Source organism: Lutibacter litoralis (assembly GCF_014646675.1).
In the GTDB taxonomy this organism is placed as follows: Bacteria; Bacteroidota; Bacteroidia; order Flavobacteriales; family Flavobacteriaceae; genus Lutibacter; species Lutibacter litoralis.
Genome location: NZ_BMNS01000004.1, coordinates 132,298 through 154,777 on the forward strand (window position 1 = coordinate 132,298; position 22,480 = coordinate 154,777).

At 29.6% G+C, this 22,480-nt stretch carries 15 protein-coding genes; 5 read left to right on the forward strand and 10 right to left on the reverse strand.

What is annotated here, in order from left to right:
• Together IEW75_RS07360 and IEW75_RS07365 are read left to right on the forward strand one after the other, a co-directional pair.
• Positions 1–1,902 (forward strand): OmpA family protein, encoded by a 1,902-nt coding sequence (locus IEW75_RS07360; RefSeq protein WP_134248748.1) that lies wholly within the window; start codon positions 1–3, stop codon positions 1,900–1,902.
• A gap of 141 nt (positions 1,903–2,043) precedes the next feature.
• The gene (locus tag IEW75_RS07365) at positions 2,044–8,169 is read left to right on the forward strand and encodes an alpha-2-macroglobulin family protein (RefSeq protein WP_134248747.1); all 6,126 of its coding nucleotides are present in this window, start codon (positions 2,044–2,046) and stop codon (positions 8,167–8,169) included.
• Between the two features lie 65 nt (positions 8,170–8,234).
• On the opposite strand, the gene IEW75_RS07370 is transcribed toward IEW75_RS07365, so the two are convergent.
• On the reverse strand, positions 8,235–8,687 hold the full coding sequence (locus IEW75_RS07370) for an LEA type 2 family protein (protein ID WP_134248746.1): 453 nt from the start codon (positions 8,685–8,687) through the stop codon (positions 8,235–8,237).
• Positions 8,688–8,806: 119 nt separating this feature from the next.
• Between IEW75_RS07370 and kdsA the strand changes: the two genes are divergently transcribed.
• Entirely contained in the window at positions 8,807–9,631 is an 825-nt protein-coding gene (gene kdsA / locus IEW75_RS07375; RefSeq protein WP_134248745.1) for a 3-deoxy-8-phosphooctulonate synthase, read from the forward strand.
• A 133-nt stretch (positions 9,632–9,764) separates the two neighbouring features.
• On the opposite strand, the gene IEW75_RS07380 is transcribed toward kdsA, so the two are convergent.
• Positions 9,765–11,366, reverse strand: a complete 1,602-nt coding sequence (locus IEW75_RS07380; RefSeq protein ID WP_134248744.1) for a mechanosensitive ion channel family protein — start codon at positions 11,364–11,366, stop codon at positions 9,765–9,767.
• A gap of 72 nt (positions 11,367–11,438) precedes the next feature.
• On the reverse strand, positions 11,439–13,376 hold the full coding sequence (locus IEW75_RS07385) for a YgiQ family radical SAM protein (protein WP_373286316.1): 1,938 nt from the start codon (positions 13,374–13,376) through the stop codon (positions 11,439–11,441).
• Positions 13,377–13,550: 174 nt separating this feature from the next.
• On the opposite strand from IEW75_RS07385, the gene IEW75_RS07390 reads away from it, so the two are divergent.
• Positions 13,551–14,021 (forward strand): DUF4890 domain-containing protein, encoded by a 471-nt coding sequence (locus IEW75_RS07390; RefSeq protein ID WP_134248743.1) that lies wholly within the window; start codon positions 13,551–13,553, stop codon positions 14,019–14,021.
• 48 nt (positions 14,022–14,069) lie between these two features.
• On the opposite strand, the gene IEW75_RS07395 is transcribed toward IEW75_RS07390, so the two are convergent.
• From IEW75_RS07395 to IEW75_RS07405, 3 genes are read right to left on the reverse strand one after another with little or no spacing between them, the layout of a single operon-like run.
• Complete coding sequence (locus IEW75_RS07395; RefSeq protein WP_134248742.1) at positions 14,070–14,870, reverse strand: glucosaminidase domain-containing protein; 801 nt, start codon at positions 14,868–14,870, stop codon at positions 14,070–14,072.
• Positions 14,871–14,872: 2 nt separating this feature from the next.
• Positions 14,873–15,805: a 1-aminocyclopropane-1-carboxylate deaminase/D-cysteine desulfhydrase gene (locus IEW75_RS07400; RefSeq protein WP_373286317.1), complete on the reverse strand. Its 933-nt coding sequence runs from the start codon at positions 15,803–15,805 to the stop codon at positions 14,873–14,875.
• Complete coding sequence (locus tag IEW75_RS07405) at positions 15,796–17,715, reverse strand: ABC-F family ATP-binding cassette domain-containing protein (protein WP_134248741.1); 1,920 nt, start codon at positions 17,713–17,715, stop codon at positions 15,796–15,798. The genes IEW75_RS07400 and IEW75_RS07405 overlap by 10 nt, the downstream gene beginning before the upstream one ends.
• A 119-nt stretch (positions 17,716–17,834) precedes the next feature.
• On the opposite strand from IEW75_RS07405, the gene IEW75_RS07410 reads away from it, so the two are divergent.
• Positions 17,835–18,224, forward strand: coding sequence for a DUF983 domain-containing protein (locus IEW75_RS07410; RefSeq protein ID WP_134248740.1), 390 nt, complete (start codon positions 17,835–17,837; stop codon positions 18,222–18,224).
• On the opposite strand, the gene IEW75_RS07415 is transcribed toward IEW75_RS07410, so the two are convergent.
• From IEW75_RS07415 to porL, 4 genes are all read right to left on the reverse strand, one after another.
• Positions 18,205–19,245, reverse strand: a complete 1,041-nt coding sequence (locus tag IEW75_RS07415; RefSeq protein WP_134248739.1) for an NAD(P)/FAD-dependent oxidoreductase — start codon at positions 19,243–19,245, stop codon at positions 18,205–18,207. The two genes, IEW75_RS07410 and IEW75_RS07415, sit on opposite strands and share 20 nt — an antisense overlap.
• An 83-nt stretch (positions 19,246–19,328) precedes the next feature.
• The gene (gene porN, locus IEW75_RS07420) at positions 19,329–20,231 is read right to left on the reverse strand and encodes a type IX secretion system ring subunit PorN/GldN (protein WP_308423313.1); all 903 of its coding nucleotides are present in this window, start codon (positions 20,229–20,231) and stop codon (positions 19,329–19,331) included.
• A gap of 10 nt (positions 20,232–20,241) precedes the next feature.
• Positions 20,242–21,771, reverse strand: a complete 1,530-nt coding sequence (gene porM / locus IEW75_RS07425; protein ID WP_134248738.1) for a type IX secretion system motor protein PorM/GldM — start codon at positions 21,769–21,771, stop codon at positions 20,242–20,244.
• Positions 21,772–21,819: 48 nt separating this feature from the next.
• A complete protein-coding gene (gene porL / locus IEW75_RS07430) occupies positions 21,820–22,461 on the reverse strand; it encodes a type IX secretion system motor protein PorL/GldL (protein WP_134248737.1) in 642 nt (213 codons plus the stop codon).
• Between the last annotated feature and the right edge of the window lie 19 nt (positions 22,462–22,480).

Below are 22,480 nucleotides of genomic sequence, written 5' to 3' on the forward strand. Positions count from 1 at the left end.
ATGAAAAAAACACTATCTACCTTATTTATAGTTTTCTTTTTTATACAACTTATGGTTGGGCAAAACTTAAAACGCGCAAACCATTTATTTGAAAAAAGAGCATATTTAGATGCTGCAGAGCTATTTTTAAAAGAAGAAATTAAAACGCAACAGGTGTATGAAAAACTAGGTGACTGCTATTACTTCAATACAAAAATGAAAGATGCTTCAAATTGGTACAAAATATTAATTCAAAAATTTGAAACTTCAGTTGATGCAACCTATTTTTTTAGATATTCACAAGCATTAAAGGGAATTGAAAATTTTAATGAAGCTGATATTTGGCTTAGAAAATACAATGAAAAAAAACAAATTTTTACGGAATCTAATTTAGAAACTTTATCATATATTGAATCTTTAAATAATCAAAATAAAAGGCCTTACATTGTTCATAATCTTATAAATGCCAATACACCAAATTCTGATTTTGGGGTTTCCTTTTTTGGCGATAAATTAGTTTTTGCATCCACAAGAAATAACGGAAATAAATATGACTGGAATAAGCAACCTTATCTAGATTTATATCAAGCTGAAACAAATGAATTAGGGGATTTTAAAAATATTTCTCTCTTTTCCAATTTAATAAATACAAAGACTCACGAATCAAATGCAGTATTTACCAAAGATGGTAAAACCATGTATTTTACAAGAAATAATTTTATTGATGGAAAAAAAATAAAAGATAAAAATAAAGTAACCCATTTAAAAATTTTTAAAGCAGAATTAATAGATAATCATTGGACACATATTACTGAACTTCCTTTTAACAGCAACAATTACTCAGTTGAACACCCAGCGTTAAGTCCAGACGAAAAAGAACTATATTTCGCCTCAGATATGCCAGGTTCGATAGGCTCTTTTGACCTATTTGTGGTTGATATTAATGAAAATGGTACTTATGGAATTCCAAAAAATTTAGGTCCTAAAATAAATACTGAGCATAGAGAACAATTCCCTTTTATTAGCAGTAAAAACATTTTGTATTTCGCTTCAGATGGGTTGTTTGGATTAGGTGGATTGGATATTTTTAAAAGTGATTATACAAATGATAGCTTTTCAAAACCAAAAAATTTAGGTACTCCAATAAATAGCAATTTAGATGATTTTGCGTTTATAATTGATGAGAAAAAAGAGACCGGTTACTTTTCATCAAACAGAGAAGGTGGTATTGGTGATGATGACATTTATAGGTTTACTCAACTAAAAAAATATTTTGTTCAAGGATTAGTTCAAAACAAAAATAGCCTAGAATTACTTCCAGGCGCTTTGGTAACTTTGTTTGATAATAACAACCAAATGATTGACGAAATGATTGTGGGTGATGATGCTAGTTATTCTTTTGAAATAACAACTAACTCAGCTTATAAAATTAGAGGAACTAAAAGCTTATTCAGTCCAGCTGATGTGACTTTTTCAACAGACAATGAAGGTATTATTAATAAAAATATTTTACTAAAACTTGAATCCTATGAAGATACTGAACAGAAAATTGTTGAAGAAAATGGAAAAATTCAAATAAAAATCAACCCAATTTATTTTGATTTTGATAAATGGAATATTCGCTCTGATGCAACCGTAGAACTAGAAAAAGTTGTGAGTATCTTGAAAAAATATCCAGATATGATTATTGAAATTGGAGCACATACAGATTGCCGTGGAACAGAACAATATAATTTAGATTTATCATACAAGCGTGCTAAATCTGTTCGAGAATATTTAGAAAATCAAGGGATTGCAACTAATAAAGTTAAATCTGTTGGATATGGCGAAACTCAACCTTTAAATAATTGTATTAAAGATGGCATTTGTAAAGAAGAAGAATACAGCATTAACAGGCGGTGCGAGTTTGTTATACTTCATTAACAATTAATATTTAAACCGCTGAAATCAGCGGTTTTTTTTTATATCATTAAAAATTGTTCATTCAAAAAATATTAAACAAATTGTGTTCAATTTAATTTTAGGTATAACTTTTGCTAACCTTAAAGTATTAAAAGATATTCTATGAAAAACATTTCAATCGCAATATTGGCATTATTCCTATTTTCAACTACCGCGAAAGCACAATTAATTCAAGATAATTATGATAAGTTGTGGAAAGAAGTTCAGCAATTTGAAGAAAAATCGTTGCCAAAATCAGCTTTTAATACTGTTGAAATTATTTATAAAAAAGCAAAAAAAGAAAGTAATTCAGCCCAACTAATTAAATCGTTGTTTTATAAATCTAAATATGCCTTGTTATTGGAAGAAGATGCTCAATTAGAAGTTGTTAATCTTTTTAAAATTCAAATTGAAAAAGCTAAAACTCCAACAAAAAATGTATTAGAAAGTGTACTGGCAAATTTATATTGGCAATATTTTCAACAAAACAGGTATAAATTTTATAACCGAACCAAAACTTCAGAAAAAGTAGATTCTCTAGATTTTAGAACTTGGGATTTGGAAACATTGTTTACCGAAGTTCATATTCATTTTCAAAACTCTTTAAAAAATGGATTAATACTCCAGCAAACTGATTTAAATGGTTATAACCCTATTTTAAATTTACAACAAGACTCTAAAAAATACAGACCAACATTATTTGATTTTTTAAGCAATAATGCATTGGAATTTTATAAATCACCTGAAATTTCCATAACACAACCAAACTATAAATTTGAACTTGATAACGAAAGCTATTTAGAAAACTACAAAGTGTTTTCTAAAACTGAATTTGAAGCAAAAGATAGTTTGTCTTTACAACTAAATGCATTAAAAATATACAAAAACATAATTGCTTTTCACTCTTTAAATAAAAATACTGATGCTTTAATTTCTGCGGATCTTGAACGCCTAAATTTTGTAATTAAACACTCTACTATTCTTCAAAAAGACAGTATTTACTTTAAGGTTCTTCAAAATTTAAAAGAAGAATTTTCAGCTTCAGAATCGTCAACTTTAATAGATTTTGAAATTGCCTCAATCTATAGAATTCAAGCAAGTGAATACAATGCAGAAACAAATCCAGACAACCAGTTTAAAAATGTAGAAGCTTTAACAATTTGCGAAAATGCTATCAACAAATTCCCTGAAAGTAAAGGCGCAAAAAATTGCAAGCAATTAAAACAAAAAATTTTAAGTCAGTCTATAAATATTACTGCTGAAAAAAATATTCCTATTGATAAGCAAAGTAAAATTTTAGTGAACTATAAAAATATTGAAACTTTATATTTTACTATTTTCAAAATAAATGAAAATCAAAAAAAGAAATTCAATTCAATTTATAATAATGAAGAAAAAATAACCTTTCTAAAAAAATTAACACAAACTACTACTTTTCAACAGGCATTAAAAACTGAAAATGATTTTCAACAACATGCAACAGAAATTGCAATTCCACCTTTAAATAATGGAAACTACTTAATTTTTGCTTCAACACTTGAAACTTTAAATGCAAACAGCGTTTATGCAACTTCAACAATTCAAGTAACAAATATGGCTTTGGTTGAAACTGTTTTAAATAATACCTATACATACCAAGTTGTTGATAGAAATTCCGGAAAGCCAATTAAAAATGCAAGAATTAATTTAAAAAACTATAATACAAATAACTATAACAACCCCATAAATAAAAATTATATAACAGATAAGAATGGGCAATTTAAATTTACTTCAAATAGCACCTATCGAAATGTGGTAATTTCAATTATAAATAACAATGAAAAGGCCAGTTTTGGTGATTACTATTTGTACAATTATAATCACACAGATAACCAATCTAATAACTTAATAATTACACCTTTTTTATTTACTGATAGAAGCATATACAGACCTGGACAAGTTGTTTATTTTAAAGGGATTTTAATTAAAAAAGAAGGCTCCATATCTAAAGTTGTAAGCAACGAATTTGTGAATGTTGCGCTTTACAATGTTAATGCAGAAGTTGTTAGCGAAATTGAATTAAAAACCAATGAATTTGGATCTTTTAGTTCCCAATTTATTATTCCAACAACTGGGTTGAATGGAATCTATACTTTAGAAGTTGATGAAGGCTCCCAAAAAAGTAATTTGTACAATACTATTGACGATTTTAATTATTCTGAAACTCAAATTTCAGTTGAAGAGTACAAACGTCCAAAATTTGAAACAACCTTTAAACCTGTAACTGAAACTTATAAAATTAATGATAGTATTACAATTAATGGAAGCGCTTTGGCTTTTGCAGGTAGCAATATTACAGATGCAAAAGTTACTTACAGAGTTCATAGAAAGGTGCAATATCCAAGGTGGTTTTATTGGTACAAACCAAATTTTATCGTTTCTGAACCTCAAGAAATAATTCACGGAGAAACTATTACAAACGCTCAAGGAAACTTTACTATCACATTTAAAGCATTGGCAGATAAAAATGTAGAGAAAGATAATTTACCTGTTTTTAATTATGAAGTTACCGCAGACGTTACGGATTTAAATGGAGAAACCAGAAGCGCAACATCCATTGTTAAAGTTGGATACCACAGCTTAATTGCAGAAATTAATATGGATGCTAAAATTGATAAAACTAAAAAAGAAAACTTTATAAATATTGAAACCAAAAACCTCAACAATCAATTTGCTCCAGCAAAAGGAACCATAAAAATATTAAAATTACAAGCTCCAACAACTGTTTTAAGAAAACGTCCTTGGAAAGCTCCAGATTATCAATTGTATACTTTTTCAGAATTCAAAAATATGTTTCCTCATGAACCTTATACTAATGAAGATGAAATCTTAAATTGGGAAAAAGGCAAACTAGTTTTTGAAGATAGTTTTAATACTTTAATCAATTCTAAAATTAAGTTGAAAAATATTAAAAAATGGCAGTCTGGAAATTATCTTGTTGAAATAGTATGTTTTGATAAGTTTGGACAAAAAGTTACTGACAAACAGATTGTTACAATTTTTAATAATAAAGACACTCAAGTTTCTGACAATCAATTATTTTCAATTTCTCATCGGAAATCAAGTTATAAACCAAATGAAATTGTGTTACTAAAAATTGGTTCAAGTTCTAAAGATTTAACGGTAACCATTGATATAGAAAAGGATGGAAAACTAATTGAAACTAAAATTATTCACTTAAATAACGAATTTAAACAACTTGAAATTCCGATAACTAAAAACGATTTTGGCGGATTTGCAATTAACTATAGTTATGTAAATTACAACACTTTTGAAAGCGGAACTTTACCTATTTCAGTTCCTTACCCTGTTCAAGAATTAGAAATTGAAACGCTCACTTTTAGAGATAAATTACAGCCTGGACAAAATGAAACCTGGAGTTTTAAATTAAAAGGAACCAAAGGTGAAAAAATTGCCGCAGAGTTATTGGCAAGTATGTATGACGCTTCATTGGATCAATTTAAACCACATAATTGGCAATTTAATCCAATTAAAAATCCAACCTATTATTCTCGAATAAATAGAAGAGCACAACATAGTTTTGGAACCGTTTATTTTAATGTAAATAACCTTCAAAGAAGTAATTATGGTCAAATACTGCAACGTTTTGATGAATTAAATTGGTTTGGATTTCATTTTGGCACTAATAGAAATATGATGATTAGAGGAATAGCTTCTAAAAAAATTAAAGAAAGTGAAGGCTTTGAAGTTGAGGAAATGGCATTTAATGATACCGAATCATTAGATGAAGTAGTTACCGTTGGTTATAAAAAACTTGAAAATGAAATAGAGAAGCCTAAAAAAATAGATTTATCATCTGTTAAAATTAGAACAAACTTTAATGAAACCGCTTTCTTCTACCCTCATTTAAAAACGGATAAAGAAGGAAATGTAAGTTTTAATTTTACAGTTCCTGAAGCTTTAACACAGTGGAAATTACAATTATTGGGGCATACAGAAGAATCGGCTTCAGCTACCAAAACATTAACTTCTGTTACTCAAAAAGAGTTGATGGTTTTGCCAAATCCACCACGTTTTTTGCGTGAAGGTGATGAACTTATTTTTTCAGGTAAAATTTCAAATTTAACTGATAAAATATTGAATGGAACTGCTCAATTGATTTTAACTGATGCTATTTCTGGTAAAGAAATCAATTATTTAATTGAGAATAGTTTAACAACTCAAAACTTTTTTGTTGATAAAAAAGGAAATACTAGTGTAAGTTGGAAACTGAATATTCCAGAAGGAATTCAAGCTATACAGTATAAAATTATCGCCAAAGCAGGAGATTTTTCTGATGGAGAACAAAATGTTTTGCCAGTTTTATCTAACAGAATGTTAGTTACAGAAACGTTGCCAATGTGGGTTCGAAGCAATCAAACTAAAACATTTTCTTTAAATAAATTAAGAAACCAGACTTCAAAAACGTTAAAAAATCACAAATTAACATTAGAAATCACTTCTAATCCGGCTTGGTACGCAGTACAAAGTTTACCATATTTAATGGAATATCCGTATGAATGTTCCGAACAAACTTTTTCTAGATATTATGCAAATACACTTGCAAGTCATGTTGCAAATTCAAACCCGAGAATTAAAGAAGTTTTTGATTTATGGAAAAATAGCGATGAATTAACTTCTAATTTAGAAAAAAACGAAGAATTAAAATCCATAATAATTAGTGAAACTCCTTGGTTGAGAGATGCACAGAGCGAAACAAAACAAAAAAAGAGAATAGGGTTATTATTTGATTTAAATAAGATGAAAAATGAGCAGGAAACTGCCTTGAATAAACTGAAGGAGTTACAGTTTAGCAATGGCGGTTTTCCTTGGTTTAAAGGCAGTAATTACCCAAACAGATACATTACACAACATATTGCAGCAAGTTTTGGGCATTTAAAACAACTAAATGTCATTATGAACAATCAAGAAGAATCTCAAAAAATGATTGCAAAAGCTGTACAATTTTTGGATGATGAAATTTTAGATGATTATAATAAACTATTAAAAGAAGCCAAAAAGTTAAGAGATAAAGCTACAACAAAGTCAAAAGGAATTAAAGCTGAAAAGGATTATTTAGAGAAAAATCATTTAGGAAATACACAATTGCATTATTTATATATGCGTAGTTTTTATAAGGAAGTTGAAATTCCTTCAAAAGTTAAAAAAGCAGTAGATTATTACACCAATCAATCTGCTAACTATTGGACTGATTTTAGCTTGTATTCAAAAGGGATGATTGCTTTAATTCAGCATAGAAATGGAAACAAAATTAGTGCTACTGAGATATTAAAATCGTTAAAAGAAAACAGTATTACAAGTGATGAATTAGGAATGTATTGGAAAGAAAATACAGCAAGTTGGTTTTGGTTCCAAGCTCCTATTGAAACACAAGCATTGCTAATTGAAGTCTTTTCTGAAATTGAAAATGATATTAAAATTGTTGATGAGTTAAAAGTTTGGTTACTTAAAAACAAGCAAACCAATAGTTGGAAAACCACAAAAGCAACAACCGAAGCTGTTTATGCGCTGCTGTTACAAGGAAGTGATTGGTTATCTATAAATGAGACCATTGACGTTACCGTAGGAAGTCAAAAAATTGAACCTTCAAAATTGGAAAATGTGAAAATTAAAGCGGGAACAGGCTACTATAAAACTTCTTGGAATGGGAATGAAATTACTCCAGAAATGGCTAATGTTACTATTTCTAAAAAAGACAATGGTATTGCCTGGGGAAGTTTATATTGGCAATATTTTGAAGATTTAGATAAAATTACATCGGCAGAAACACCTTTAAAATTAACTAAAAAATTATTCTTAAAATCGAATTCTGATTCTGGAAAAGTACTAACGGAAATAACAGAAACCTCAACTTTAAAAGTTGGTGATTTAATTACTGTTCGCATAGAATTAAAAGTTGACAGACCAATGGAATTTGTGCATATGAAAGATATGAGAGCCAGTGGATTAGAGCCATTAAATGAATTATCAAGCTATAAATGGCAAGATGGTTTGGGATATTATGAAAGTTCTAAAGATGCTTCTACCAACTTTTTTATGGAGCGTTTACCAAAAGGAGTGTATGTTTTTGAATACGATTTACGTGTAAATAATGCAGGAAAATTCAGCAATGGAATTACAACCATTCAAAGTATGTACGCTCCTGAATTTAGTAGCCATAGTGAAGGTATTAGAATCACTATTAAATAGTTTTTAATTTTGAGTGTTGAGTTTTTAATCCTTAACACTCAAAACTTATAACTCAAAACTTTTAGTTACAACTTAATCTTTATATTTTCAGTTTCATCAACAGTATAAGAATGTGAAAAACCAAACACTTCATACTTGATTTTCCCTTGGTATTTTACTTGAATTTTTTGACTAAAAAGACTTCCTATTAAACCTCCAATATTCTTATTTGAAAAAATACTATCTGTTGGAATGTTTACAAGTAACGGAATTGTAAACTCCTCTTTGGCTGGCACCTCAAAACTTTCTGAGGTTACAGTTGCCATTTCATTTCCATTGACATAGATTTTAATTCCATCAGCCTTCAATTTCCCTCCAATATCATTTGGATTTCTAAATAAACCCTCCCCTTTTATAGTTACAAAAGTTTTAGTAGATTCTATTACTTTTATATTTCTCACCCCCACAAATTCAGGTGTTTCTTTTACAGAACAGCTAACGAAAACACATACAAACGCAAATGCCAATAACTTTTTCATTGTTTACTTTGTCTAAATTTTCTGCAAAATAAGAATTATTTATTTTTTAATATATAAACTTTTCAACCTTTCAACTTTTAAACATTCAAACTTATTCTATCTTTGCAAAAACTAAAACAATGGATTTAAATCTGATTCCGAATATAAAACATACAACTAGTAATAACTTTTTTCTATTAGCTGGGCCTTGTGCTATCGAAGGTGAAGAAATGGCAATGCGTATAGCTGAACACATTTTAAAAGTGACTGAAACACTAGAAATTCCGTTTGTTTTTAAAGGAAGTTTTAAAAAAGCAAACAGAAGTAGAATTGATAGTTTTACAGGAATTGGAGACGAAAAAGCACTAAAAATTTTAAGAAAGGTTTCAGAAACTTTTAATGTACCAACTGTAACCGATATTCACACAAATGAAGATGCTGAGAAAGCCGCTGAATATGTTGATGTATTGCAAATACCTGCTTTCTTAGTGCGACAAACGGATTTGGTAGTTGCAGCTGCAAAAACTGGTAAAGTAGTAAATTTAAAAAAAGGGCAATTTATGAGTCCGTCTGCAATGAAACATGCAGTTCAAAAAGTAAAAGATAGTGGAAACCAAAAAGCTTGGATTACTGATAGAGGAACCATGTTTGGTTATCAAGATATGATTGTTGATTTTAGAGGAATTCCTGAAATGCAACAATTTGCACCTACTATTTTAGACATTACACATTCTTTACAACAACCAAATCAGACTAGTGGTGTTACTGGAGGAAGACCAGATATGATTGAAACTATTGCAAGAGCTGGAATTGCTGTCGGTGTAGATGGCTTGTTTTTGGAAACTCATTTCGATCCTAAAAACGCAAAAAGTGACGGAGCAAATATGCTTGACTTACAATATTTAGAAAGTCTTTTAAGTAATTTGGTGGCAATTAAAAAAATTATAAATAGTTTTAAGAAATAATTAATTTCATTCTTAAAACATTTAAGATTCTAACTAAACTATAATTAACTTCAACTTTAATAAATTAGTGTTTTAAGCAAAGTTTAAATTAAAAAAACAAGACCCTAGCAAAGTTCTTGAGTTTAATTTTTAACTACTTTTTTTTATTAATACTATCAATTATATTTTTAATTCTGTTTTCTTCAATATTGTAATCCATTGGCAAACCTTTTTTTTCTGGAAACTGTTCAATCATAACTGTTGTAGAAGGGAATGCAAAATCTACACCAAGTTCAGCTGCTAATTTTAAAACAGCAATATGTAAACTATGTTTAGAGGCCTGTTCTTTATTCCAATCCAATTCAACAAAATACACGTTTAATAAAATTAATAAAGACGAATCTCCAAATCCAGCAAACTCTACATTAAAAGCATCGTCTCGCGTGTCTGGATGCAATTCTACAATTTTACGAACACCTTTAACAAATGCATCAATAAGTTCAGGAGGTGTATCGTAACGCAACCCTAAGTTAGTAGTATATCTTCTAAAAGCACGTAAACCTTTATTATTAACTACCATTTCAGACAGTGTACTATTAGGAATTTGATAAACCGAAGTATCTGCTGCCCTAACAGTTGTAGATCTAAACCCAACCGTTTCAACAGTACCAGCAACAATACCAGCTTCTATCCAATCTCCAATATGAAACGGTTTGTCTACAAAAATCATTATAGTACCAATCAGATTTTTAACTGTATCTTGAGAAGCCAAAGCAACCGCAATTCCACCAATTGACGCTCCAGCAATAACAGTAACTGGTTCAATACCAAATAACGTTAATACTTTTAAAAACCCAAAAAAAATAACCAATCCAACTAAAAAATTATCTAAAATTGGAACTAATTGATCATCTAATTTACTATGTGTACTTTCAACAAAATCTTCATAAATACCCATTATAACCTTTACTAATTTTAAGAAAACATAAATCCAAAAAACAGTAGCCATTATATTAAACGATAAAAACAAAAACGTGTTTAAATTTAAAGGAAGTAATAACGAAGGTAACTGCCATTTAATAAATTGAATTAAAAGTAATAACACAATTGGTCGTGCTAACTTTTTTAAGGTAATATTAATTCTTTCATTTGATTTTTTAATTATTAAAAATTGAATCTTACGCAGTATATAAAACACAACTTTTCTTAAAATATAAAATACTAGAACACTTAAAGTTAATAAAGTTAGCAGTCCCAGATACTGCCACAATTCTATATTAAGAATAGAATAATGACCTATATCTGGAATAATCTGTTGTAGTTTATTGGTATACCAAGGATAAATACTATTATAAATTGCATTAACTTGCCCAATAGTTTCTGAAGAATAATACCAATTATCACCTATTTTTTCAACATAAATTTGAGGCATTTGATATGGAAACAACACATACTGATATTTCTTCTTAAAATTTGAAGTATCGGAATGCATTTTGTCTTTTGGCACTTTTGTAAAGTCAACTTTTAAACCTTTACCATCTAATATTTGTTTCAATTTAATGGCAATTTCCTCAGCTTTCTCTCCTTCAACCCCGTAAATAGTTTGTGCAGCTTTAACAGGCTCATAAGAATCTGGTTGTAAAAAATATAAATGTGTATAAATAGTTGAACTTGGATTACTTAAATCAACCTTTACTTTGTTTTGAGCAATAAGTGTTGAGGAAAGTATTAAAAAAAATAGATATATTTTTTTCATTAGAAATAAGTTTAAACGTTGGTACAAATTTAAGATTTTTAATGTAAGCAGTAAATGAAAGCCAAAAAACTATTATCTTTTTTTCTTTTTATTAAATTTCTTTTTCTTCCGTGAATTAAAAGGTATAGCGTCATCAAAAGTATTTTTAACTTTCTCCCCTTTATTTTTTTTCCATGAGTTTGTTGTTGGAAGCAATTTTTGCAATAAATCTTGTCTCCCTACTTTTGTAAGTGTTTTTCTAATCCAAGCCTGGTTTTCCCTTTTATACCAAAAGAAAAATCGATGTTGTTCTTCCTTTTCGTGTTTAGATTTAGGTGTCTTTGTAGGTTTTAAGGTATATGGATGGTAACCGCTATAATAAATTACCGTTGCAACTGTCATAGGTGTTGGAGTAAATCCCTGAACTTGTTCCAATTGAAATCCCATATCTTTTGTTTCAGCAGCTAAATTTGCCATATCTTCAACTTCACATGCTGGATGATTTGAAATAAAATACGGTATTAACTGCAGGTTTAATTTTTTACGAATATTAATTTTATCGAAGCGATCTTTAAACTTGTGAAAATATTTAAAAGATGGCTTACGCATTAGTTTTAAAACAGGATCTGAGGAGTGTTCTGGAGCCACTTTTAATCTACCAGAAACGTGTTTCGTCATCACTTCTTCTGTATAGTCATCTAACTCTTTTGGATTTGCTTTTGTATTAAATTCAGGCACTAACATATCGTGTCTAATACCACTTCCAATAAAAGATTTTTTTATTTTTGGGTGCTTATCTACGGCCTGATATAACTCGGTTAAAGGTTTATGTGAAGTATCTAAATTATGACAAATTACTGGAGAAATGCAAGAAGGCGCAACACATCTATCGCAAATTTCTTGAACCTTACCTTTCATTTTGTACATATTTGCTGAAGGTCCACCAATATCAGATAAATATCCTTTAAAATCTGGCATATTCGCAACCTGATCTACTTCTTTCAAAATAGAGTCCTGACTTCTACTTGCAATAAATTTTCCTTGATGTGCAGAAATGGTACAAAAACTGCATCCTCCAAAACAACCTCTATGTATATTTATTGAAAATTTAATCATTTCAAACGCAGGTATTGCACCACGCTTATTATATTTTGGATGTGGCAGTCGTGTAAAAGGCAAATCAAAAGAAGCATCAATTTCACTTTCTGTCATTGTTTCATAAGGCGGATTTATAACCAATTTTGAATTTCCAACATCCTGAAAAATTCTATTTGCAAATAATTTATTAGACTCTTGTTCAATAACCTTAAAATTTGAAGCAAATAACTTTTTATCCTTCAAACAAACTTCATGGGAGTGAATAGAAACATCTTTCCAGTTTTTATTTTTAGGAACCTCTTCATTCTTATTTAATAGAAAAGCAGTTTGTTTAATAGTTGTTAAACTTGAAAACGGAACGCCTTTTTGCAATAAACTTACAATTTCTCTCAATGGTTGCTCTCCCATTCCGTACACTAGCAAATCTGCTTTAGATTCCTCTAAGATTGTAGGTTTTAATGTGTCGCTCCAATAATCGTAGTGTGTAACTCTTCTTAAAGAAGCTTCAATACCACCAATTAAAACAGGAACATCAGGAAATTTTTCTTTTAAAATATTGCTATAAACTGCAGTTGCATAATCTGGTCTAAAACCTTTATCTCCGTTTGGAGTATAGGCATCTTTATCACGACTTCTTTTACTAGCAGTATAATTACTAACCATTGGATCCATACAACCACCAGTAACAGCAAAAAATAGTTTTGGAGTTCCAAGCTTGGTAAAATCTTGTAAATTATCGTTTACACTAGGCTGAGGAACTATTGCAACGCGCAACCCATAACTTTCTAAAATTCTACCAACAACCGCATGACCAAATGCTGGATGATCTACATAGGCATCTCCGCTAAAAAGAATTACATCTAATTCTTCCCAACCTCTAAGTTTTACCTCTTTATTTGTTGTAGGTAACCAATCTGAAAGTTTATTCATCATAATTTGCAAAAATACACTATTTATAATTATTCTGAATTACATTTTTTTAGTTGTTCGATTTCAGGGGTAATTTTAGTGTTTTGTGTTAATAAATGTTAATGAGTGTTAAACTTTTAAACCTTTTAAATTTAGTACAGTCAAAGAAGCATATTAACACATTAAAATATTTAGATTATGAAAAAATTAGTAGGATTAACAGTAATGATAATGTTCTTTTCTTTAACTATAGTAGCTCAAGGACAAAGACAAAACAAAAGAGCAAATTACACTCCAGAACAAAGAGCAACATTACAAAGTAAAAAATTAGCTTTACGATTAGACCTAAATGAAAACCAGCAAAAAGAAGTTAAAAAAATGATGTTGAAGTCTGCAGAAGAGCGTGAAAAACTTAGAGCTTCATTTCAAAAAAACAAACAAGACGGTACTGGTTTTACAACAGATGAACGTTTTGCACGTGAAAATATGCGATTAACAAGACAACAGGCCCATAAAGCTGAAATGAAAAAGATTCTTACAAAAGAACAGTATGAAAAATGGGAAAACTCTAATCGAAAATCTATGCGTAAAGCCACTATGAAAAAAGGGAATAAACAAGGAGCTAGAAGAGTTAATGGTTCTAAAAAACAGTTTAAAAATAGAGTTTAGTTTTTTAATTGATTAATGTTGAGAGCGTTGCATTTTGTAACGCTTTTTTTATTTTGACACAATTAATACTTGCCCAATACTTATAGTATTAGAATCTAAACTATTAATTTTTTTAAGATCAGAAACAGTTAAACCATATCTTCTAGAAAGTGAATACAGTGTATCACCTTTTGTTACAATATGATTTTTTAAATCGTTATTTTTAGGATATTCAAATGATTTTCCTAAAACTTCAGTATCATATTTATGTAAATCATATTTTTCAATAATAGCAATTAATTTTGCAGGATAACGCCTATCTGTAGCATAACCAGCTTTACTCAAGCCCTTTGCCCATTTAACATAATCTCCCTGCTCTATTTTAAATAAATCTGAATACCTAGACCTACTTGTTAAAAATAAGGAATGATCTTTATAAGAGTTTGCCGGGTCTTTATAGACCCTAAAACATTCTCCTTTTTCATCATCATCGTGATAGGTCTTATCTCCTTCCCAACCTTTATGACATTTTATTCCAAAGTGATTATTAGATCTTTTTGTTAATTGACTATTACCGCTAGAGGATTCTAAAATACCTTGCGCTAACTTAATACTAGCAGGAATGTTATAGTTACGCATATCTCTCATTGCTGCATCTTTATACTGCTCAATATAATCTAACGTTGAATTTCTAATAGTTGAATTTGTGTTTGACACTAAAGTAACCTTCTTTGAATCGGTATCATTTGTCGATTTAATAACCATCTCCTTATGAGGTGTTTCTAATTTTTTAACAAGCTTCTTTTTAGACTTACAACTTACTAATAAACTAAGCGTTAAAACGGTAATTAAAAAAAACTTCAAATTCATAATTATACTATTTCTACTAATTTTTTATTTTTCAAATATACATTCATTCCATCAATTCCTTGCAAACCTCCTGTATGAATTGCTAAAATACTAGTCCCTTTTTCAAAATAATCATTTTTTATTAAATCTACAATTCCAAATAACATTTTACCTGTATAAACAGGGTCTAAAGGAATCCCCGTTTCTCCCTTAAATTTATTAATAAAATTAATTAAAGTTTCCGAAACTTTTGCATAACCTCCAAAATGATAATTAGTATTTAAACTCCAATTTTTGTTAGTTAGTACATATTTTTTAATTTCATTTTGAAGAAAATCTCCTTTTAAAGCCGGAAAACCAATAGTTTTTTGATGCTCCTTTGTTGAATTTATAATTCCAGAAATTGTCCCTCCAGTTCCAACAGATGAACAAATTACATTATAAACAATATCTCTTTCAGTTAAAATCTCTTCACATCCTTTAACTGCAAAGGTATTTGTTCCACCTTCTGGCACTAAATAAAAATCACCAAATTGTTGTTTTAAATTATCTAGAAATTCTTTGGAAGTTTTTTCTCGGTATGCACTTCTAGAAACAAAATGAAATTGCATATTATGTTTTGAAGCAAACTTTAGAGTTGGATTATTTTGCAGGACTTCTTCCAAATTATTAGCTAATTCTTCACCCCTAATTACTCCAATAGTATTAAACCCGAATTGAGAACCGGCTGCTGCGGAAGCTGCAATATGATTAGAATATGCTCCTCCAAAGGTAATTAAAGTCATTTTTTCTTGATTTTTAGCTTCTACTAGATTGTACTTTAACTTCCTATATTTATTTCCTGAAATAAACGGATGTAATTTATCTTCTCGTTTTATAAATAAAGAAACCCCTGAATCTGCAATCTCAGAGAAATAGACTTGTTCTATATCACTTACTTTAGTTTCTAAGAACACACTTCAATTTTTTCTTCTAGTTCTGTCCAAGCTTCCATCAAAATCTCTATTTGATGTTTTTTTGCTTTATAGTTTTCAAAAAATTCTGGCTCAGCAACGGTTGCTTCATAATCTTTAGCAAGTGCTTCATCTAATTCTAAAATTTCTTTTTCCAGAACATCTATTTCAACCTCTATTTTACTAAGTTTATTTTTTAACTTTTTTAGCTCCTTTTCTGCTTCTCTAGATAATTGAACGTTTTCTTTTTTAGCAATATCAGGTTTCTTTTCTACAACTGTTCTTTTTTCTGCCTCTCTTAAATTTTCAATTTGATGCTGTTCCAAGAAAAAGTCAATATCACCTAGATACTCTTTAATAACTTTATCTTTAAATCCGTAAACTGTTGTTGTTAAATCTTGTAAAAAATCTCTATCATGTGAAACCACAATTAGTGTACCATCAAATTTTTGAAGTGCCTGTTTTAGCACATTTTTTGAAGCAATATCTAAATGGTTCGTAGGCTCATCCATTATTAAGACATTGAATGGAGAAAGTAATAATTTACAAAGTGCCAACCTGTTTCTTTCACCCCCCGAAAGCATTTTTGCTTTTTTATCGACAGCTTCACCACTAAATAAAAATGAACCCAACATATCTCTAACTCTTGCTCTATTAGTATCTGTTGCGGCATCTTGCATAATTTCTAAAACCGTTTTTTCCGGTTCTAAATATTCAGATTGATTTTGAGCAAAATATCCAATTTCAACATTATGACCTAATTTTAAATGTCCACCGTGTGCTATTTCACCAACTAAAATTTTTGCCAACGTAGATTTCCCTTGACCGTTTTGACCAACAAATGCAATCTTACTATTTCTCTCAATTAATAAATCAACATTTTCAAGAACGTGTTTATTTCCATAACTTTTAGATAAATCTTCGGCTTCAACAACAATTTTCCCTGGTTCTTTTGAAGTTTGAAACCGCACATTCATTACTGCATTGTCGTCACTATCAACCTCAATACGCTCAACTTTATCCAACTTTTTTATTAAAGATTGCGCCATTGTAGCCTTGTTAGCTTTTGCTCTAAACTTATCAATTAACAACTGCGTTGCTTTAATTTCCTTTTCTTGATTTTTTTGTGCCTGAAGTTGTTTTTCTTTTATTTCTCCTCGCAATAATAAAAACTGAGAATATGGTTTTTTATAGTCGTAAATTTTCCCTAATGATATTTCAATAGTTCTATTTGTTACATTATCTAAAAACATTTTATCGTGCGAAACCAGCACAATAGCGCCTGTATAATTTTTTAAGAAATTTTCCAACCAAATGATAGATTCAATATCTAAATGGTTGGTTGGCTCATCTAATAATAAAATATCATTGTTTTGTAATAATAATTTAGCCAATTCAATACGCATTCTCCAACCTCCTGAAAAAGTATCGGTTAACTTATCAAAATCCTCCCTTTGAAATCCTAAACCTTGAAGAATTTTTTCAGTATTCCCCTTATAATTATACCCCCCTAACAGTTCGTAACGGTGTGTATACTCGTTTACTCCAACCATTAAGTCGTGGTAATAATCACTTTCGTAATCGGTTCTTTCAGCTAATTCTTTATTAATCTGATCTAATTTTGCTTCAATCTGTTTTATTTCTTCAAAAGCTTGGTAGGCTTCATCTAAAATAGTTCTCCCCTCTTCAAAATCAATATCCTGCCGTAAAAACCCGATACGTATGTCTTTATCAAAAGCCATGGTTCCACTAGAACTTTCAATATCTTGAGAAATAACTCTTAATAAGGTCGATTTTCCTGCTCCATTTTTCCCAATTAATCCTACTCTATCTCCTTTATTTAATTTAAAAGTTATTTCGGAAAATAAATCTGTACCAGCAAAAGAAACCGATAAATTATGTACGTTAAGCATTGATATTTTATAATTTAATGTATAATTTTGTGTTTTCTATAAAACCTTGCAAACTTACTATAAAAATTTTTGGCACTCAATTAAAGTTTTTATTATAATAACTATAAAATATACAAAAAATGTTAAAAAAAGGATCGAAACTTTATAGTGTTTTATTTAACAAGTGCCCAAGATGCCAGGAAGGAGGTTTTATGGAAGAAAAAAATATGTTTAAATTTAAGACAGCATTTAAAATGAATACCAATTGTTCTTATTGTGGTCTTAAATACATGATGGAACCTTCATTTTTTTATGGTGCTATGTATGTAACTTATGCGCTTACCGTTGGAATTTCAATAATTACATTTATTATTTCAACACTACTATTCAAGCTGAGTTTAATTGAAAGTTTTATTCCAATTGTTGTTGTTTTAATTTTAACAGCCCCTATTTCATTGAGGTTTTCTAGAATAATTTGGATTAATATTTTTGTTAAATTCAATAAAAATATTACGAAAAACGAGCAATAGAAATTTCTTTTTCTAAGGCTTCTCCAAGCTCTAAATGCTTGTAAAGCAATTTAGCCGCTTTTGGAGCAATCATTACACCACGTGTTCCTAAACCGTTTAAAATTGCCATATTCGAGTGCTTTGGGTGTTTTCCAACTAACGGTCGTCTATCTTTTACAGTAGGTCTTATCCCTGCAACATGGTCAACAACTTTAAAAGGAACTGTAATACAACCTTTTAATTTTGTGAGTAATTCTTTTTTACCTTCTTCCGTAGGGACTTTGGTAGTATCTTTCCAATTGAAAGTAGCACCTACTTTATAATAATTATTTCCTAAAGGAAGCACAAAAACTGCTGCTTTTAATAAAAAATCTATAATTAAATCCGGAGCGTGAATTATTAGTAATTCTCCTTTTGCTTCTTGCATTGGCAAGTAATTAAAAAATGGATTTTGTTGTAATCCGAATCCTTCACAATATAAAATTTTAGAAGCATTAATACCTTTATATTCTATAGTATCATCTTCAATTTTCATTTTTTTATATTCAAAACTTTCTTTTAAAAGCAACTTTTTATCCAATAAATAATTTCTGTAATCTTCTAATAACAATTTTGTATCAATTCTTCCTGTATTCTTCAGTTTTCCAAACCCAAAATCTGCATTAACTCCAACATGTTTTTTATGTATAATTTCAGAATCCATGTAGTCGGAAAGCAATGGTTTATCACAAGCAATAAACCAATTATTTTGCTCTTCTATAGATTTAAATATCCGATAAACAGGAACTGAATAATGATATTTTGTATTAAATTGTATTTCTAAACTTTCATAAAAAGGAATTGCAATTTTAAGTTGATTTACAGCGTCCCAAACAGGTGTAAAACGTTTTAAAATAACTGGATTGTACATGCCACCTGCAACTATGGATGAATTTTGAGAGTTGTCTTCAAAAATAATAAAAGATTTATTATGTTTTTCTAACTCTTTAGAAAAAGCTAACCCTGCCAAACCTAAACCAACTATTATATAATCTACTTGCATTTTATAAAGTTACATTAAACGAAAAAGCTGTTTAGAAAGTTTTAAAACTTTTTAAACAGCTTTTTATTTTTTTTAGAAAAGTTTTAATAATTCCACATGTCTAACTCTTTATTTCTAATTTGTTCTTTAATCTTATTAGACTCAAGAACTTGAAATAAAGAATTCCCTTTTACATAGTCTGAAACATCTCTATCTCCAAATATATTTTCTTCTCGATAGATAATAGAATTAAATCTTCTTGCATTAAGTATATGATCAAAAGAAATTGGGAATGCTGAATTTTTAGGATTGAAAACTTTCATGTCGTGCAGTAAATTTCTTGCATCTGGAAACCAAACCCAAAATAATGGCAATTGCTCTGTAATATCAATATCCTCTCTACCCATAGTTTGCACGTCTGGTGCAATTGGAGCCAAAGCTAAAAGTCTATACTTTAATTCTCCTTGGCGTTTATCAAAATACCAAAGACCTTTAATTTTAAAACCTTCAATATCTTGAGAAGTTAAATTTATTTTATCAATATATTCGTCAATATTAATTGCACCTGCATTTAATTCATCGAAACCGGCATCTGTAGTATCAACTCTAAATAATTTTCTATTTATTTCAGCTTTAGTCATTTTCGCCGTAAAATAGGAATCATCATAAACTTCGGTAATTTCATCATTTTTAATACCTCTAAGCAGCGTGTCAAACAAAGATCTTCTATCACCTGCAACAGTTGTGGTATCTACAGGATAATACAACGGTAAATTAATACGTTCGTTTAAATCAATATATTCCCAAACCACTTTAGACCATAAAATATCTCTATCATCTACATATCCGTAATCTAGCGGTCTATCGTTATCTACAGCTTTTTGTTCAGCAGTTTTTTCTCCAATATCGGAAGGTCTTTTAGCATTTAAAAGATTAGATTGTGCAAATGTTGTTTGAAACAACATCAAAGCCAAAATTAAGATTCCAATATTTTTCTTATTCATCATTTATTACAATTTATTGAATTTCAACACTTACTGGTGAAGCATTTTTAATTTTATAACCACTGTTTCCTACTAACGAAGATTTTATATCAAATATTGTTACTATATCACCTCTTTTAGCCTTAGCTATTGCCTTTTTTGCAGCAGCATCCATTTTATTTCCTCTAACAACAACCGCACCTTGTCCAAGCACTTTAATTGTAAAACCAGTGGTGGCTAATTTTAAATCGAAATCAAAATCTGGCAATTCTGCTCCTACAGTTGCATTTACCAAACTAGAATTAGGCATTACAACATGCCCTGATTCTTTTCTAATAGTTCCTTGGGGAGAAGGAATATCTTTAATTCTAAAATTTTGTGAAGAACTCACAGTTTGTCCATTTGGCAATGTTCCCGAAACTTTAATGGTCACTTCTCTTCCAGAAGCTGGTGTCATAGTATATTTTCCTGAACCGCCTGTTTTAGTTAAACCTGTAGCTGTTGCTCGTACTAAATTATCAGGAATTCCAGGAATAGAAATTGTCATTGGGTTTGGCACACCCCTATAAACAACATTCATTTTATCTGCTGAAATTACAGCACTATTTGGTTTAGGAATTACTGCATATGTACTATTTATTTCTATCTCAACTGGCTCACCATTTTCTATAAAAACAAATTTTCCTTTTACTTCACGTTCTCCAACTCCACCGGCAGGAAAATCTAAAACAGCTCCACCATCTTCAATTTTAGTGATTTTATTTCCATTAACTATAACTTCTGAAGGTTGTAATGAGGAATCATATCGGCCTAATACAATTTTTCCCTTAAAGTTTTCACCTTGAAAAAAAGCAGATTTTTCTGGAATTAAAATTGTTTTGTAATTAGACATAGAGACATCACTCTCTAATTGTCCTCCTAATAATGTGCTATAAATTTCAGATTCCGTGGTTTTAACATCCATTTGCATAGCTGTTAAATTAGTAACGGTAGATATTAAAGGAAAACCTTCATATCTATTGTTTAACCAAGGCTGCGTACCTATACCCTTTTTTTGATCTGAAGTATCGAATCGTTTATTTATTACAGCGCTTAACGGATTATTTTCTCCTAATAACCCTAAAATACTATTTTTATAACTATTTATTTGATTTAAAAATTCTTGACCTTCTTCTGTATATGAATCTTTTAAGAAGAAATGTTCATCTACAAGGTTAGACTGATCCATTGTTTCGTAATTTTTAGGATCTTCTAGACCATCTACCAAAAACGCTTTTTTTGTTTCTAAATACGTAGTAAAATCTTTAGAAAGTTTATTTACAGTAATGGCAGTTTTATATAAATCGGCATATTTTTCTGGCTGCTCTTGTGCCTTAGTTGATAAGTTACTAAGTGTTTGATTGTTTTTTTGCGTTGCTGTTGAATTGTTTTCAACAAGCTTTTCATTCATAAAACCAAAAGCTGATAAAACTTCTTTAGACATATTCATTGCTAACATTGCAATAAAAACTAAATACATTAAGTTTATCATCTTTTGCCTTGGTGATAATTTACCTGAAGCCATTTTAATTAGTTTTTTTGATTAATAATTTATTTAATAATAAACAACTAATTATTTATTAGACATTGCAGATAACATACCTCCATATACACCATTTAATGATGATAAATTAGTAGCTAAAGATTCCATTTGTTCTTTTAATTTCCCAGCATTTACAGCAACTTGTTCGTTTATTTCAGCTTGTCTGCTAGTGCTATCTAATTGCACTTTATATAAACTATTTAAAGATTCCATTTGTGCCGCAGCTAAAGATAATTGCTCGCTATATTTGGTAGTTGCAGCAATTGAATCTACTGTTGGTGCAATATTTTCTGCAGCTCCTTTGAAGTTTTGAATACTTTCTCCTAAACTTTTCATTAATCCAGCATCTAACTTTGCATCTCTTAACATATCATCTAATTTTTGAGATAATAAACTTTGAGCCTCTTTAGCTTCAGCTTTATCTTTATCTCTTAATCTTCCATCTGCTAATTCTGGATATACTAAAGACCAATCTAAATCATCATCTACAGGTTCAAAAGCCGATATTGCAAAAATAATTGCTTCTGTAATTAAACCAATAGCTAACATTACATTCCCCGTAAGAAAACCAATACTATAATGTGTTAACTTAAAAAGCGCACCAATAATAACAATTGATGCACCAAGGCCATAGGCCATATTAAAGATTTTTTTTGTATTTTTCTGTGCCATAATTCTGATTTTTTTTTGT